Annotated in this window: 13 protein-coding genes and 1 other RNA gene; 11 read left to right on the forward strand and 3 right to left on the reverse strand. The window is 37.3% G+C overall.

Translation table 11 applies throughout. The features are described 5' to 3' along the window. Window positions 1–12 precede the first annotated feature (12 nt). Window positions 13–1,194, forward strand: a complete 1,182-nt coding sequence (glf, locus tag L6471_RS10740; RefSeq protein ID WP_006281817.1) for a UDP-galactopyranose mutase — start codon at window positions 13–15, stop codon at window positions 1,192–1,194. A gap of 85 nt (window positions 1,195–1,279) precedes the next feature. On the opposite strand, the gene ssrA is transcribed toward glf, so the two are convergent. The 3 genes from ssrA to L6471_RS10755 all read right to left on the reverse strand — a co-directional run bounded on the left by ssrA (window position 1,280) and on the right by L6471_RS10755 (window position 3,250). Continuing rightward, window positions 1,280–1,678: a transfer-messenger RNA gene (gene ssrA / locus L6471_RS10745) on the reverse strand. A 313-nt stretch (window positions 1,679–1,991) separates the two neighbouring features. Beyond that, window positions 1,992–2,453 (reverse strand): hypothetical protein, encoded by a 462-nt coding sequence (locus L6471_RS10750; protein ID WP_006281816.1) that lies wholly within the window; start codon window positions 2,451–2,453, stop codon window positions 1,992–1,994. Window positions 2,454–2,479: 26 nt separating this feature from the next. Beyond that, entirely contained in the window at window positions 2,480–3,250 is a 771-nt protein-coding gene (locus L6471_RS10755; protein WP_006281815.1) for a ParA family protein, read from the reverse strand. Between the two features lie 424 nt (window positions 3,251–3,674). Between L6471_RS10755 and L6471_RS10760 the strand changes: the two genes are divergently transcribed. From L6471_RS10760 to L6471_RS10805, 10 genes are all read left to right on the forward strand, one after another. Then, window positions 3,675–5,081 carry a C1 family peptidase gene (locus L6471_RS10760; protein WP_027452944.1) on the forward strand — a complete coding sequence of 469 codons (1,407 nt, stop codon included), beginning with the start codon at window positions 3,675–3,677 and terminating at the stop codon, window positions 5,079–5,081. 708 nt (window positions 5,082–5,789) lie between these two features. Beyond that, window positions 5,790–6,008, forward strand: coding sequence for a hypothetical protein (locus tag L6471_RS10765; RefSeq protein ID WP_039869863.1), 219 nt, complete (start codon window positions 5,790–5,792; stop codon window positions 6,006–6,008). A gap of 196 nt (window positions 6,009–6,204) precedes the next feature. Then, window positions 6,205–8,808: a polysaccharide biosynthesis/export family protein gene (locus L6471_RS10770; RefSeq protein WP_237797309.1), complete on the forward strand. Its 2,604-nt coding sequence runs from the start codon at window positions 6,205–6,207 to the stop codon at window positions 8,806–8,808. A gap of 24 nt (window positions 8,809–8,832) precedes the next feature. After that, window positions 8,833–9,894, forward strand: a complete 1,062-nt coding sequence (locus tag L6471_RS10775) for a Wzz/FepE/Etk N-terminal domain-containing protein (protein WP_027452948.1) — start codon at window positions 8,833–8,835, stop codon at window positions 9,892–9,894. Beyond that, window positions 9,887–11,440, forward strand: coding sequence for a lipopolysaccharide biosynthesis protein (locus L6471_RS10780; protein WP_027452949.1), 1,554 nt, complete (start codon window positions 9,887–9,889; stop codon window positions 11,438–11,440). Before L6471_RS10775 ends, L6471_RS10780 begins: the two co-directional genes overlap by 8 nt. Next, a complete protein-coding gene (locus L6471_RS10785) occupies window positions 11,437–12,729 on the forward strand; it encodes an O-antigen polymerase (RefSeq protein ID WP_237797310.1) in 1,293 nt (430 codons plus the stop codon). The genes L6471_RS10780 and L6471_RS10785 overlap by 4 nt, the downstream gene beginning before the upstream one ends. A 168-nt stretch (window positions 12,730–12,897) precedes the next feature. Then, a complete protein-coding gene (locus L6471_RS10790; RefSeq protein ID WP_051214614.1) occupies window positions 12,898–13,617 on the forward strand; it encodes an acyltransferase in 720 nt (239 codons plus the stop codon). Beyond that, on the forward strand, window positions 13,565–14,716 hold the full coding sequence (locus tag L6471_RS10795) for a glycosyltransferase WbsX family protein (RefSeq protein WP_027452951.1): 1,152 nt from the start codon (window positions 13,565–13,567) through the stop codon (window positions 14,714–14,716). Before L6471_RS10790 ends, L6471_RS10795 begins: the two co-directional genes overlap by 53 nt. Continuing rightward, window positions 14,713–15,825 carry a glycosyltransferase gene (locus L6471_RS10800; protein WP_237797311.1) on the forward strand — a complete coding sequence of 371 codons (1,113 nt, stop codon included), beginning with the start codon at window positions 14,713–14,715 and terminating at the stop codon, window positions 15,823–15,825. Before L6471_RS10795 ends, L6471_RS10800 begins: the two co-directional genes overlap by 4 nt. Beyond that, window positions 15,818–16,609: a polysaccharide deacetylase family protein gene (locus tag L6471_RS10805; protein WP_036857823.1), complete on the forward strand. Its 792-nt coding sequence runs from the start codon at window positions 15,818–15,820 to the stop codon at window positions 16,607–16,609. Before L6471_RS10800 ends, L6471_RS10805 begins: the two co-directional genes overlap by 8 nt. The last annotated feature ends 4 nt before the right edge of the window (window positions 16,610–16,613 follow it).

A 16,613-nucleotide genomic window follows, 5' to 3' on the forward strand; every position in this document is an offset into this window, starting at 1 on the left:
TAGTTTAGATACATGGAAAATCAAAAATATGACTATTTAATTGTAGGAAGTGGACTCTTTGGAGCAACATTTGCATATCGCGCCCATCAGGCTGGCAAAAAATGCCTGGTTATCGATAAGCGTGAACATTTGGGTGGCAATGTATATTGCACCAACATGAATGGTATACATGTACATACTTATGGAGCACACATCTTTCACACCAGCAACAAAGATGTATGGTCGTTTGTCAACTCTATTGTTGAGTTTAATCGATATACTAACTCCCCTGTAGCTAACTACAAAGGAGAACTCTATAATCTTCCTTTTAATATGAATACCTTCTACCAGATGTGGGGTGTTAAAACACCGGAAGAGGCGCAAGCTAAACTTGACGAGCAAAAGGCTGAAGCTGTTGCCAAAATGAAAGCTGAAGGGATAAGCGAACCTCGTAATCTGGAGGAACAAGCGCTCACTTTGATAGGAAAAGATATTTATGAAAAACTGATTAAAGGCTATACCGAGAAACAATGGGGGCGTAAGTGTACCGACTTGCCAGCTTTTATCATTAAGCGCCTTCCTGTAAGACTGGTTTTCGACAACAACTATTTTAATGATACCTATCAGGGTATTCCTATTGGTGGCTATAATAAACTGATAGAAGGTCTACTCTTGGGATCTCAAACGATAACCCAAGTCGACTTTTTTGAATTAAACTGCCATCGTAATGCTGCCGGTACTTGGGAATTTAACGACCCACTCCATGCTGGCCAAACTTTAGAAGCAGAAAAAATCGTCTATACAGGTCAGCTCGATGAATACTTCGGCTTTAAATTAGGCAAGCTCAACTTCCGCACGGTACGTTTTGAGACCGAGACTTTAGATACAGCCAACTACCAAGGTAATGCCGTTATCAACTATACTGAGGCTGATGTACCATACACCCGCATTATAGAGCATAAGCATTTCGAATGTTTTGGGCAACAAGTATACGAAAACAATAAGACTGTTATTAGCCGTGAATATTCTACGGAGTGGAAAGATGGTATGGAACCATACTATCCTGTTAATGATACTCATAACAATGAGTTAGCAGAACAATACCGTGCATTGGCAGAAGCAGAAGAAAATGTAATTTTCGGAGGTAGACTAGCAGAATACCGTTATTACGATATGGCCCCTATCATCGAAAAAGTTCTCCAAATGGACATTTAAAAGTAATTCGAACTACAAAATAAATAAAGAGTCTCTAAGCATATCAAAAACTTAGAGACTCTCATAATATTAAAACTATGCGTTTCAGTGGAGCTGGAGGGATTCGAACCCTCGTCCAAACAGGGAAACCATACGCTTTCTACACGTTTATTTCAGCCTTCATTTTCGTGATATGGCAAGACCTGAACCACCAACCATACCCTTATCCTCTAAAATTTCATCCTAGCATCGAGGCCTACCAGAACTATTTCCGATTTCCTGCACCGCTGAACCAACAAGATTCGGAACAACATCCGTTGAGCGATGTCTCGTTCCATCACCTTGTGACGGAATAAAGCCAGTAATCTACTGTACTTCGATTAGGCAGCGAGAGCGTAATTATTTTCGCCAATTAAATTGATGTTCACTTCGATTAAGGAGGTAGCCAACGAGACTCCACGTGCTTACGTACCATTTCATCCCGCTGTCAAATCCAGTCAACCCCGAGATGTATACTTTGCTGAAAATCAACTTTTTTCACAAGAAAAAGCTAAATTCCATGCAATATTCTAATGCAAAGATAAGCTAAATGGATGAAACAACAAAATAAAATACACTTTATTTTTTGTTTCTACCATAAACTTATCCTTACAAATCACTTCATAAACAATATATGTATACCTAATTCGCTCATAGAATTAACTCAAATAACGAGCTCAAAATTCGCGAATTTAAGCCCGAGTTACATGACTGTTCAGAATTTGCGAATTTTGAGGCAGTTATTTAGAGCGATTTCAGCCTATTATTCCTTTTTTAATTTAGAGGAATGGATTTTTCTTCTTATTAGCCAAGATTGCTTTTTTAATTTCTTCTTTATGATTTTGGATAAAGACACTACACATAGCATTCACCATATGGCGAAGGAACACCTTGCTATGTTCTGCATTCTTCAATTCATTAAGCAAATCTGCAATATCATCATCAATCCAAAGAGACACACCCTTACGAGGAGATTTTGAATAGTTCATACATTCTGTACGGAAATGCTCCCATTCTTCCGCTCTGGAAATAGCATCATCAGCATTCAGCGGAGCTGATCTTTTGATAGGAGTAGGTTTTACCGTTTCCTGAGTTGAAGGTTTTTCCGCTTTAGGTTCTACTCGAGTTACAGGATTACTTTCTTTCTGCTCAGCTACAGGCTGTACATTCTCCACCTCTTCATTTTCCTCTAAAGGTTTATTAATAATGCCCATTACGAGCTTAGACATATCTTTTTTCATGATCTTCTATTTTTTAATGATGAATATTACTTAGTACGCTGATAAATTTCTTCTGTTAACGCATCGAAATCGTGAGCTCCATTAGAGCTTGGTGCATATTCCTGAATATCACCGCCAGCCAAAGGAACCTCTGCCAAAGATACGTTTTCACGGATAATGGTTTTGAATACCACATCACCATATTCATTTTTGATAGACTGTTCTACTGCTTTATTCAGATTCTTACGAGTATTAAAACGATTGATAATGATACCCGTAATCTTAATATCAAAACCGTTAACGCGAAGTCCTTCAAGATAATCATTCAACATCATCATACCACGCAACGGAAGAGCCTCAGCAGTCAATGGCACATACGTATCTGTTGATGCGATAAAAGCATTGGTTGTAACAATATTCAAAGCAGGAGGACAATCAAGAAGAATATAATCATAATCGTCTTTAATGTCTTCAAGTGCATGAGTCAATATCAACTCTCGCGAAATTCTACTTATCAAAGTACTCTCTGCCAAAGCCATATCCAAAGAAGATGGAACTAAATCCAGATTTTCCTTAACATGATAAGGCTTGATTTTTTCTTGGCGAATAAGTACGTCAGCGATAGTCAATCGCTCCGTTTCATCGTTAGGATCAAAGAAGAAACTCGTCAAATTTGCCTGAGTATCCAAATCTATTAGCAAAACTTTATTTCCCAATTTTGCAAGACCTTGACCTACACCAGCCACACAAGTAGTCTTACCTACTCCACCTTTATGATTTGCAAATGCTATGATTCTAGTTTGTACTTTTCTAGTCACTTTTACCGGCTTACCGTGATGCCGTTAGGGCTATATTCAATTACATCTACAAAGATACAAATAATATCTTATACATCTATAATATTATTCATCATTTTAAGATTAATTAGTAAATCATTTTACCATTTATATATTTAGCATTTCTATTTTTATCTATAGGTTATTCTTAGCTTAATCAAGTTATTATTTATCATGATATTGATATGTTATTTATAGATTAATAATATAATTATTCATAAATAAACAACAATAGTATCGCTTATATTTCATAAAATAACAGAATCACCAAATAAAATAACAAGCCGAGAAATACACATTATAGAATATAAGAATATAAAAGAATTACAGATAAGACCATAACAGATATTGGTCGAACCAAACTTTTTTCGTATTTTTGTATGCGAAATCAACACTTAAATAATAAATGAACAAAAAAGTATTCGTAGCTACACTGTTACTAGCTACAGCCGGAACCATTTCGGCACAAAACAAAGAGGGAGGAATCACATATCAAATGATTCAACAGATGGAGAAAAAACAAAACAGCAATGCTACTAACAAAGCACTTTTCAATGCCATTGCTTCTAACTCTATCGACAATTTAGCTAAAAATCACGCTAACGCAGGCACAGTAGACACTTATTTCAGTAATGAAACCCCAAAACAGAGCATCCACGATCAAAAGAGTTCTGGAAGATGTTGGATGTTTTCAGGTCTCAATGTATTGCGTTCTAACTTTGCATTAGCACAAGATCAAAAAATGACTGTTGAGTATTCACAGGCATACTTATTCTTTTATGATCAGTTAGAAAAAGCTAACCTGATGCTTCAGGGCACTATCGACTATGCGAAAAAGCCTATTGATGATAAAATGGTAAGATTTTTCTTCCAGAACCCTATCAGTGACGGAGGTACATTCTGCGGTGTAGCTGATTTGGCAGAAAAATATGGTTTAGTACCTATGAGTGTCATGCCAGAAACCTATTCTTCAGAAAACACCTCTCGCATGGCAAGAATTATATCATCCAAACTTCGTGAATTTGGACTTGAACTTCGCGATATGGTGGCAAAAGGTAAAAACAAAAAAGCTATTCAAAGCAGAAAAGCAGAGATGCTTGGCGAAGTATACCATATTTTAAGCCTTACATTGGGCGAGCCTGTTAAAGAATTCACATATACATTTACAGACAAAAACGGCAAAGCTATTGCTCCAGCCAAGAAATATACTCCAAAGTCATTCTATGAGTTTACTGTAGGTGGAAAGATTAACGATACATTCATCATGGTCATGAACGACCCTCGTAGACCTTATTATAAAACATACGAGGTAGAATACGATCGTCACACATACGATGGACACAACTGGAAATATCTAAATTTGCCTATGAAGGACATCAAAGAGATGGCTATTGCAAGTATCAAAGCTGGACGAAAGATGTATTCTTCCTACGATGTAGGCAAACAGCTTGACCGCAAACGCGGCTACTTAGATATCAACAATTATGACTACGGAACGCTGTTTGGTACTTCTTTTGGAATGAACAAAGCACAAAGAATCGAAACTTTTGATAGCGGTAGTACCCATGCCATGACACTTACAGCTGTAGACCTCGACGAGAATGGCAATCCTAAGAAATGGAAGGTTGAAAACAGTTGGGGAAGCGACAACGGATTTGGAGGTTGCTTCATCATGACCGATAAATGGTTTGATGAATATATGTTCAGACTAGTAGTCAACAAAAAGTTTGTTTCAGAAAAGCTTTTAAAGGACTATGAACAAAAACCAACTATGGTTACACCTGACGATCCTCTTTTCAGTGAAGACAACTAAAAAACTTCAGAAAACAGTATACCTATATAAGGCGTATCAAAGCACGTTGCTTTGATACGCTTTTTTTAGGCTACCCCCCCTCCATTTTACACTTTCCAAGTCCAAAGCGGACAGAATGTCAAATAATATATCCAAAAAACATAGCCTTCAAAAATCGTCATCTAGCTCAAAATCTTTAGCTTTTGATCAGCCTGTTTGGTCTTTTTTCCACCCCTCGATTTTTTCTCCCGCCAAAACCCCAGGTCCTAGGGGTCGAAACCTAAGACTTTGTTCGCTAAACTCTATGACCTTATCGCATCAACCCTAAGCTTTCGACCCCTAGGACCTGTGGTTTTGGCGCCCCTTTTTTAAACTTACGAAACGTTAAATGCGTAACACACTGATATTCAGGAATATACAAAAACGCCACATAATTTGCGTATTTGAGACCATTTAGCATACCGAATCCAAATACGCAAACCTCAAGATGCATAATGTCAAATAAATTCAAATTTATTAAAAATATACCATGTTTTTTACTTAGTCAATGACCAATCATACTGAATACATATATGTACATCACAACCATACAAAAGTATAATAAAGTATATTAAAATGTTAATTTATATTATATTAGGACATCCGAATGGCTAAATGGAATAAAAAAAGCGTATATTTGCAATATAAAGTCTATGAAAATAAGCAAAATATAAAAATTCAACTAATTAAATGACAAAAAAAATATATACAGCACCAAAAACAGAAATCGTAAGTGCTGAACTTGGCAACGCAGTACTGTTGGCAGCTTCAGTAAATACAACCGTGTCTAGTTTTAATGGCGACAATAATGAACCTCAGCAAGACATGCCTGTAATTGAAAACACTTCAGAAAATCAGAATAACGACAACAACTTTGGCAATAACAATGGTTGGGGAAGAGGCTGGTAACATATATACTTGCATATAGAGCACATTATATGTTCCTAACAACCGAAACCACTAAAAAACACATTTTTTTATACTGAACCCAAAAGAAAGAAGATAAGATACCTATTTTTGTTTATAGCTTTTCTCTACAAACACAATAAAGAGCAATAAACATGGTTATATAGAAAATAAGCATAACCGAAAGAATAAAGTTAGTATGAAAAAATATATTATTTGCGCCTTGATATTCCTTCTTGGCTCAACAACTCTATGGGCACAATCTGGTAGCATGACAGACAACCAGGTCATGCAATTTGTAGTAAAAGAACACACGAAAGGCACTTCTAATACCCAAATTGTAACGAAATTAATGCAAAATGGTGTAGATATCAATCAGATAAGGCGTGTACGAAAAAAATATCAACGCGAGCAAAAAGAATCTGGCCTTGGTAACATTAGTAACAATACAGAAAACACATCAGATAAATTAAGAGTAAACAACGGTAAGACTCGCGAAGACTATCAAAAACAAGTAGCTAAAACGAATAGTAGCAGTTCTTACCGTATAAACGATACGCATGAGATTTTATCCACACGTAAGCATTCTTTCGATGAAAACGATCAGGATTATCTTGACATGCAAAAAGAAATGTTTGAGATGATTCCAGACTCTACCGAGATGCTCCAACGCTTACTTGCCAAAGAGAAGGCAGAAAAGAAAAAAGTATTCGGCCGAGATATTTTCAATAACAATGAATTGACCTTTGAATCAAATATGAATATCGCTACCCCTCAAAACTATCGTTTAGGGCCAGGCGATGCTGTTATCATAGAAATCTATGGCGTTTCACAAAAGACTATTCAAGATACCGTTTCACCTGATGGAACAGTAACCATCGAAGGTTTCGGACCAGTCAACATTTCTGGTTTAACCGTAAGCCAAGCTAACAATCGATTAAGAAATACCTTAGGAAGCCGTTATCGCAATAGTAAAATTCGCCTTACCGTAGGTCAGACAAAAACCATTATGATCAACGTAATGGGTGAAGTGAAAGTTCCAGGAACCTATACCCTATCAGCATTTGCGACCGTATTTCATGCGCTTTATATGGCTGGAGGAACCAATGACCTTGGTACTCTCCGTAATATTAAGGTATATCGCCACAATAAATTAGTAAGTGTAGTCGACATTTATGACTACATCTTAAATGGCAAACTAACAGGAAACGTTCGACTTACAGATAACGATGTAATTGTAGTAGGTCCTTATGACTGCCTGGTTAACATTACCGGTAAAGTAAAACGACCAATGTTCTACGAGATGAAGAAGAACGAGAGTATTCAGAGCCTGCTCAAATACGCTGGAAGTTTCACAGGTGATGCCTACAAAAAGAGTGTTCGTGTTAATCGCAAGACCGGCAGAGAATATGCCGTTTTCAATGTCGAAGAATTTGACTTTAGCAGTTTCCGTATAGCTGATGGCGACTCTGTAAGCGTAGACTCTATACTACCTCGCTATGAGAATACCGTAGAGGTAAAAGGAGCCGTATTCCGCCCGGGCAAATACAATATAAGTCAGCAGATAAATAGCGTACGTAGCCTCATCGAACACGCAGAAGGAACAACAGAAGACGCATTCACAGATCATGCCGTCATGCATCGCATGAAGAGTGACAGAACACTTGAAGTCATATCTGTAGACGTTGCGGGCATTATGTCGGGCAAAACAGCCGATATACCACTCAAAGAAAATGATGTGCTCTTCATCCCTACACAAAGAGACAGAGCATCTGAACGCACGATCACTATACGAGGAGAAGTACAATATCCTGGTATCTATAAGTATGCCGATAACGAAACGATTGAAGACTTCGTACTCCAAGCCGGTGGATTGACAGACAAGGCGTCGACGGTAAAGGTAACCGTAAGTAGACGTGTGAACGATCCGAAAGCTATAGCTCCAGACAGTATTATCGGGCAAAGCTATCAGATGAGTCTGAAAGACGGTTTCGTCATCGATGGCACACCAGGATTCACCCTCATGCCATTCGATGAAGTATACATCCATGCCAACCCTGGTTATAGCGAGCAACAAAACGTAGAGATCAGTGGTGAGGTTTCGTTTGCCGGAACTTATGGACTAACCAAGCGCAATGCACGATTGACCGACCTACTTCATGCTGCCGGTGGTGCTACCAAACTAGCCTACATCAAGGGAGCCCGCTTGGAACGAAAGACGAACGAAGCAGAAAAGAAACGTATGCAAGCTGCATGGGAAATGGTACGAGAGCAACAGCAACAAGAGTTAATGGAGCTCGCAGCAAGCAGCAACAACGCCTCATCTGTATCACAGTTGGGACAACAGAATAACCAGACAATGCTTTCAAAATTCAACATACCAGAGTACTACAGTGTTGGTATCGAATTAGACAAAGCTATCGCCGACCCTAACAGTGATGCCAACATGGTATTACGTGAAGGAGACCGCTTATATGTACCTAAATATAATGCAACCGTCAAAGTAAACGGAGCAGTACTCTATCCGAACACAGTTGCCTATATGAAAGGTAAAAGTGCCAAATACTATATCAATGCAGCCGGTGGATTCTCACAGAAAGCCCGCAAGAGTAATGCTTACATCATCTATATGAATGGTATGGTAGCCAAGATCAGCCAGGGAGCCAAGGTTCAACCAGGCTGTGAGATTGTAGTACCAAGTAAACTAAAAAAGAAGGCCTCTATTGCCGAAATGGCAACCATGGGAACTAGTGTAGCAAGTATCGCTACGATGATAGCAACTATTGCTAATATGAGTAAATAAAGTACTTTACGAAAAAAAATAAAAATGGAAGAAAATAAAACAGCCGTACAAGTAGATTACAGAAAAGTCTTCTCTGAAATATGGAAACGCAAGAAAATCTATTTCATTGTCGTGCCAACAATTATAGTTCTTTCCTCTCTGTATATTATATGCATCCCACGAACCTATACTACCGACACAGAAATCATACCAGAAACTTCTAACGATGCTATGACAGGAGGATCAAGTACATTGAGTTCACTGGCATCGACCTTCGGATTCGATATGTCGGCTATGAAGTCAGAAGATGCTATTACCCCTTTGATGTATCCTGACTTAATGAATGATAATGGATTTATTATCCAAATGCTTAAAATTAAGGTAAGCAACAGTGAGAATACACTTCATACCGACTATTTTACTTATCTCTACAAACACCAAAAGGCTCCATGGTGGGAAAAAATGATAAACTCCATCAAGTATATGATGAGTAGCAAGAACAAAGAAGAAGCCAAAGATAACAATATCAAGGATCCATATCACATTTCAAGAAAGCAGAATAAACTGGTGGAAAAAGTGAGACAAAATGTGAGCATTAAAGTGGACAAAAAAACAGGTTCCATCACCATTGGAGTGACAGACCAAGATCCACTAATCTGTAAAACCGTTGCCGACTCGGTACGAGGTCAGCTTGAACGTTTCATTATTAATTACAGAACTAAAAAGGTACGCGAAGACTACGAATACTATAAGAAACTTACAGAAGAAGCTCACAAAGACTACCAAAAGCAAAGACAACTTTATGGTAGTTTTGCTGATGCAGATGAGGAAGTTATATTGGAAAGTTATCGACAAAAGCAGGAAGAACTGGAAAACGAAATGCAGCTGAAATATAATACCTATACTACTATGAGTCATCAAATGGAAGCCGCCCGAGCTAAGGTTCTAGCCAAGACTCCTGCGTTTACTTTAGTAAAAGGCGCAGCCGTACCAGTTAAACCAGATGGACCAAAACGCTTATTTTTTGTGCTTGTATGGACGATTCTAGCTTTTATAGGTACAAGCTTGTATGTATTAAGAAATATTCTTCTTCCACAAAATGAATAATATTACCCCAGAACAACTTTCAGAAGAAAAGAAAAACAAGAGAATTGTATCCAATACTATTCTCTTATTTCTTCGTATGTTGCTCATCACTATTATCAATCTTTATACAGTACGCCTAATTTTTAAAGGACTAGGTAAAGAAGATTACGGAATTTTCAATACAATAGCTGGAGTCGTCACCTTATCGAGCTTTATCTGTAGCGTACTTGCTTTAGCCTTGCAACGCTTTTATTCCATTGCATTAGGGAAAAAAAGCGAGCAAGCCATGAGGGAAATCTTCTCTACCGGTATTAAGATTGTACTTCACTTTTCAATCGCAGTTATTTTCCTCTTTGAAACCATTGGATTATGGTTTGTCTATACCCAACTCACCATTCCTATCGAACGCATGAGTAGCACTTTATGGGTATACCATTTTTCCCTTATATCCCTCATTTTGAGTTTCATCCAAATACCATATACAGCAGCCATCTTCTCACATGAAGATATGAACAAATATACCATCATCTCATCAATCGATTGCATGCTACGTTTCATCGCAGCTTTTTTGATTAGCCATGTAAACATAGACCATTTTGTATTTTATGGAATCACTCTGATGACAGTTTCTTTTATCATCTTCCTCTTCTATGCATTTATAGCTCGCAAAAGCTATCCAGAATGCCATTTTCAACAAGTAAATAATACCAAACTCTACCAACAGATTCTATCATTTGGTGGATGGACCACATTTGGTTCTTTGGCCAATACAAGTATGGTACAAGGCAACACTATTTTGATTAACATATTTTTTGGTCCTATAGTGAATGTAGCTTTTGGGGTGGCTGTACAAATTAATAATGCTTTCAACGCCCTCTGCAACAGCATGATATTACCCTTCCGTCCAGCAATGATCAAGGCTTATGCCGAAGAAAACTACATCTATCTCAATCGACTATTTACTGTTAGTAACAAATTTATCTTTTACACGTTAATGGCTATCGCCATACCACTTATTTCAGAGATGGACTTCATTCTCAACTTGTGGCTAGGATCAGCTGACCAAAACATGATTCGTTTTAGCCAACTCATGATAATTTATGTTGTATTGATTGCCATGCACAATCCCATAACCATCATCATGCATGCATCAGGACACATTAAAGAATACCACCTTCCTGTGGAAGTGTTTACAATTATATGCCTGCCAATAACCTGGATACTATATAAACTTCATCTGCCAAGTTATAGCGTATTTATAAGCATGTTGTTTTTTTCATTTTGTGCCCATGGTGTTCGTCTAGCTTGCCTAAAACACTTTTATTGCCAATTCAGCATTAGCCAGTATTTACAATCGATCTTAGCACCGGGAATCTTTATCACACTTGTTGCCTCTGGAGTAGCTTACGAATTACATACCCAACTGGAAAGTTTCATCGCATTTATCGCTGAATTCATCTGTATCCCCATATGTGTGTTTGTATTCGTGTACCATATGGGACTGAGCCTTAATGAAAAAAAAGTATTAAAGACCTTTGTAAGAAAAATCATAAAACATAAGAAATGAGTCAAAACATAACAGACAACTTTTTAGCAGGAGGCTTCCTCGCAATGTGGGTAATAACCTTCATATTTTATCACTACAAGCGACGTGTAATAGATGCCGGTACTGCAATTATGAGTCTATATATCATCTATGCTTTTTTTTCACTGATGTCTATCAATGATGAAGTGTTTGCCATAGCCTATGAACCACTTCGCTTTTTTCCTTATCTTTATCTGTTTATCATGATGCTGATAGCTATGGCCCCCGTGACCTACAATCATCTGATCTATACAACCCAACTAGAAGATACTAACTCACGTATACTGACACTGATAGGCTGGATTGTGGCGCTGAGTGCAATTCTGATGCTGCCAAAACTCATGTCAAATTCTTCTGGGGGCATTCTAGCCATACTATCAGACAGTACATCCGGCAAGGAAGCATATATGGAACAGGTTGAAGAAGCACAAAATGCCGGTTCAGGAATCAACAACATTTTTGCCATTATCTACAATGCATTTTCCGACTTTCCTGCATTCCTATTTTTCTACATTCTGTGTAAAGAAAAGAAAAATAAGCCGTTGCTCATTGCTTTAGGTATCACCATGCTCATAGGCATTTATGTACCAATCTCAAAAGGACAACGAGGAGGTACAGTTACCGGAATGCTGACCATTATTGGAGGCTTCATGCTCTTTTATCGGTATCTGTCAGTTAAAATAAAAAAAATTATCCATATAATGGGAGCCATTCTCATCCTCGTCATTACCATACCTATTGCTGCCATAACAATAAGTCGATTTGGACAAGAACAAGGTGGCGTGACAAGCTTCATCTACTGGTATGTAGGACAAGGAACACTATACTTCAATAATTACGGTCTGGATGCTGGTGGAACAAGAAATGGAGACCGCACAATGAATATGGTAAAACGAATTGTAGATTCAAGTACACCCAAAAACTATGACGAAAGAAGAGACAAATACCACAACTTGGAAATTGATGACTACTACTTCACTACCTTTGTCGGAGATTTTACCATCGACTTTGGTCCTGTGGCATCAGTATTTATTTTTATTATCTTCAATAGTATTGTCATATATCTCATTCGAGTCAAGGAAGGCAAGCTCAAATTACATCAACTTATGCCTCTATATCTTACCATCTGCATACAACTACAAGGCGGAATGACACTATATTCATATGCAGACCTAGGTATGTTACGCATTTTGACGTTGAGTGGTGTCTATACCTATCTCAGATACCATGAGAAGCTGATAGAACACTTTCCAAAATATAAAGAGAGGTAACAATAATATGGCTTATTTCCTGTGCAATCTGCAAAAATTAAAAATAAGAGATTATGTGGTAAATAGTACCAATATGTAGTACAGAAATCCTATTTTTGATTATATAAGTTCCCTCAATCAGAAAAAATATTCTCACAAACAGATTAAAAATCGTATTTTTGTAACAATATGAAACAATTTATTTACAGAATTCTCTATGCAATAGGAAAGGCTCTATCCCTTCTTCACATAGAAGTTATATATCAAGTATATATATCAAGCAGAAACAGAATCTATACTGGATATCTAAAAAATAGATTTCAAGAATTCGGAGATTCCGTCATCATGTGGAAGCCATACCACTTAAAAGGACTAAACCATATCAGTATCGGAGATCACACCTTGATAGAACCCGACCTTCAACTCACAGCGTGGTCTATTCAAGGCAACCAACCCTGTATAGACATCGGAAATCATTGTATGATTCGAAGAGGAGCACATATCACTTGTACCAATCACATTTCCATTGGAAATGGTGTATTAACAGGTACAAATGTGTTCATTACAGATAATTCTCATGGAGACACCACTCAAAAATCCCTATACATAATACCAGACAAACGACCGATTGTGAGCAAAGGGCCTGTGATCATTGGCAATAATGTGTGGCTTGGCAATAATGTTTGCATACTACCAGGAGTGACAATTGGAGAAGGTGTTATCGTAGGAGCAAACAGCGTAGTAACCCATAGTATTCCTGCATATACAGTTGTAGCAGGAACACCCGCAAAAATCATTGCACAAAAGAATAATAAAAGTTTAAAAAACTCGTTTAAAATAAGTCAAACAAAAAATAATGAAAGCAAGAATAATAGCAAACTACCTTCCCCAATTTCATCCAATACCTGAAAATGACAAATATTGGGGAGCAGGATTCACCGAATGGAATAATGTGGTAAAAGCTAAGCCATTCTTTAAAGGCCATTACCAGCCAAAATTACCACTAGACCTAGGCTTTTATGATTTAAGACTTCCTGAAATTAGAGAACAACAAGCCAAACTGGCCCGAGAAGCAGGTATTGAAGGCTTTTGTTATTGGCACTATTGGATGGGAAATGGCAAGCAATTACTACATCGCCCATTCCAAGAAGTTGTAGATTCAGGTAAGCCCGATTTTCCATTTTGTGTTTGTTGGGCTAACCATAATTGGTCTACCCGATCGTGGAAAAATGGAAAAGGGAAAAATATCATGATAGCTGAGCAACTTTATCCTGGTGTAGAAGATTACATTCAGCACTTTTATAGTTTGCTTCCAGCTTTCAAAGATCATCGATATATCACCATCGACGGTAAACCACTCTTTGTTATATATGATCCTTATCATTTCCCTGATGTAAAAAAATTCATACAAACTTGGAGAGAACTAGCCCAAAAAGAAGATCTTCCAGGGATTTTCTTTGTTGCTATGGGTAACAATACCACCACTATCAAGCGCAATGAAAATGGAACTCTGAAAAGAGTTTTACCAAACCTAGAATCCAGCAAAGAAGTATACAATGACTTTTTGGCCCTTGGTTTTGATGGCATTAACTCTTGGGGTAAATCACGCGCAGAAATGATAGCTGAAGGAAAATGGAAACGCATCTTCAACCTTTACATCCATAAACATCTCAGTTTCCTGCCAACCATGCAATTTGATTATCCTAATGTGGTAAAATACTTCTTTGCACCAGAAGATAACTGGGAAAACGTGTTTCCTACCATTATGCCACAATGGGATAGAACCGCTCGAGTAGGCAAACATGAAGGTGTATATGTGAATGCTACACCCAAAACGTTCCAAAAGCACATAGAAAATGCGATTCGTGTAATTCAGAATAAAGAAGATGAGCACAAAATACTTTTCCTAAGATCATGGAATGAATGGGGTGAAGGTAACTATGTAGAACCGGATGAAAAATATGGTCATGGGTGGCTTCAAGCCATTGCTAATGCTATCAATTTATGAGTAATAATCATTACATTTGTTTTATCACAAATATAGGAGCACATTATAGACTTCCTATTTTTTCACATATTGAAAAGAATTTTGATTGTTCTTACTATTTAGGAGATAAGATAAAATCCCCTCTTAAGACATTCGAATACAAGGAATTAGATGGCTACCGTGGAACTCTCCACAACATTTTTTGGGGACCATTTTATTGGCAAAAAGGCTCGATTCGTCTTATTAATAAGAACTATCAATATTATATCCTTGATGGTGAACCTTTCTGCCTATCTTCTTGGTGTATACTCCTATTGGCCAAACTAAAAGGTAAAAAAACTATATGCTGGTCTCATGGATGGTATGGACGAGAAACAGGTATAAAAAAAGTCATCAAAAAAACATTTTTTTCACTCTTCAGCAAATTAATGCTCTATAACGAATATTCTATTAACCTTATGGAAGGACTTGGATTTGACAGAAAAAAAATGTTTTGTATAGCCAATTCACTGGATTCGGACAAGGAATTATTCGTCAGAAAGAACTTACATTCTACCGACATTTATGCATTCCATTTCAAAAATACAAATCCCACAATTATCTATTGTGGACGTATTCAGAAACGAAAAAAATTAGAGATGCTAGTCGATTGCGTAAAAGTCCTCAATTTGGACAACATCAAAACTAATTTAGTAATTGTCGGCAAAGATATAGATGGCGTAAATTTACAGGATTATGCAAAAAAACAAGGTGTAGAAAACCAACTTTGGATGTATGGCCCTTGCTATGACGACAGAAAAATAGGTGAGCTCTTTTATAATGCCACTGTATGTGTATCTCCTGGAAACATAGGACTTACGGCCATTCACGCCCTCTCCTTTGGATGTCCTGCCATTACCCATGGTAATTTTCCACATCAAATGCCTGAATTTGAAGCCATACGACCTGGTCTTACAGGTGATTTTTTTGAACAAAATCAATTGGACGATCTGGTAAGAAAAGTTAAAAAATGGATTCAACAAACACCATCAGAACGAGAAATAACTAGAAAAAAAGCATTTGAAGAAATAGACAACAAATGGAATATACACCATCAAATTGATGTTTTAAAGCAAGTGATTTATGGATGAAACAAAAACATTACATTTTAAAATACGCTCCTTTTTTAGAAGTCAAATTTTAAACATATTAGGATCTTATGCGATTCCCGCACCTGGAATTCATATTTTGAATGGACATCGCATACAGCAAGAAGCACAACCTAAAACATTCGAACATTTACTGAAAGAATTATCACAAATAGTAGACTTCATAAAAATTGAAGATGCTGTAAAAATGATAGAGAACCATGAAAGGCCAACAAGACCTAAAGTCGCCTTTACATTTGATGACGGCTTTATGGAAGGGTATAATGTTTTTGCACCAACCCTAGAAAAATATGGTATCAATGCACTTTTCTTTGTTAATCCTAACTATGTAGAAGGCGATGATACCTACATTGCAAATTTTAATGAGAACACCGTTCTAACTTCACACAAACGTCCGATGCGATGGTCTCACCTACAGGAATTAGCACAAAGGGGGCATATCATTGGTGCTCATACCATGGATCATTTCATGATAAATTCGGATGATGTCAATGTGCTGGAATATCAGATAAAAACATGCAAAAACAGCATCGAATCACATATTGGAAAACCATGTGACTTTTTTGCATTCCCATATGGTCGTCTGTCCCAGGCCAACGAACTTTCAATTACCATTGCATCCGAAACATACAAACATATTTTCTCACAATCTGATTATAAACACTATTTTTCTTTTGACGGAAAAGTTATTAACCGACGACATTTTGAGCCATTTTGGCCTATACAACACGTAAAATATTTTTTAAGTTGTCATAAATCCTACTAAATAA

The organism is Segatella bryantii (genome assembly GCF_022024215.1).
Lineage (GTDB): Bacteria > Bacteroidota > Bacteroidia > Bacteroidales > Bacteroidaceae > Prevotella > Prevotella bryantii.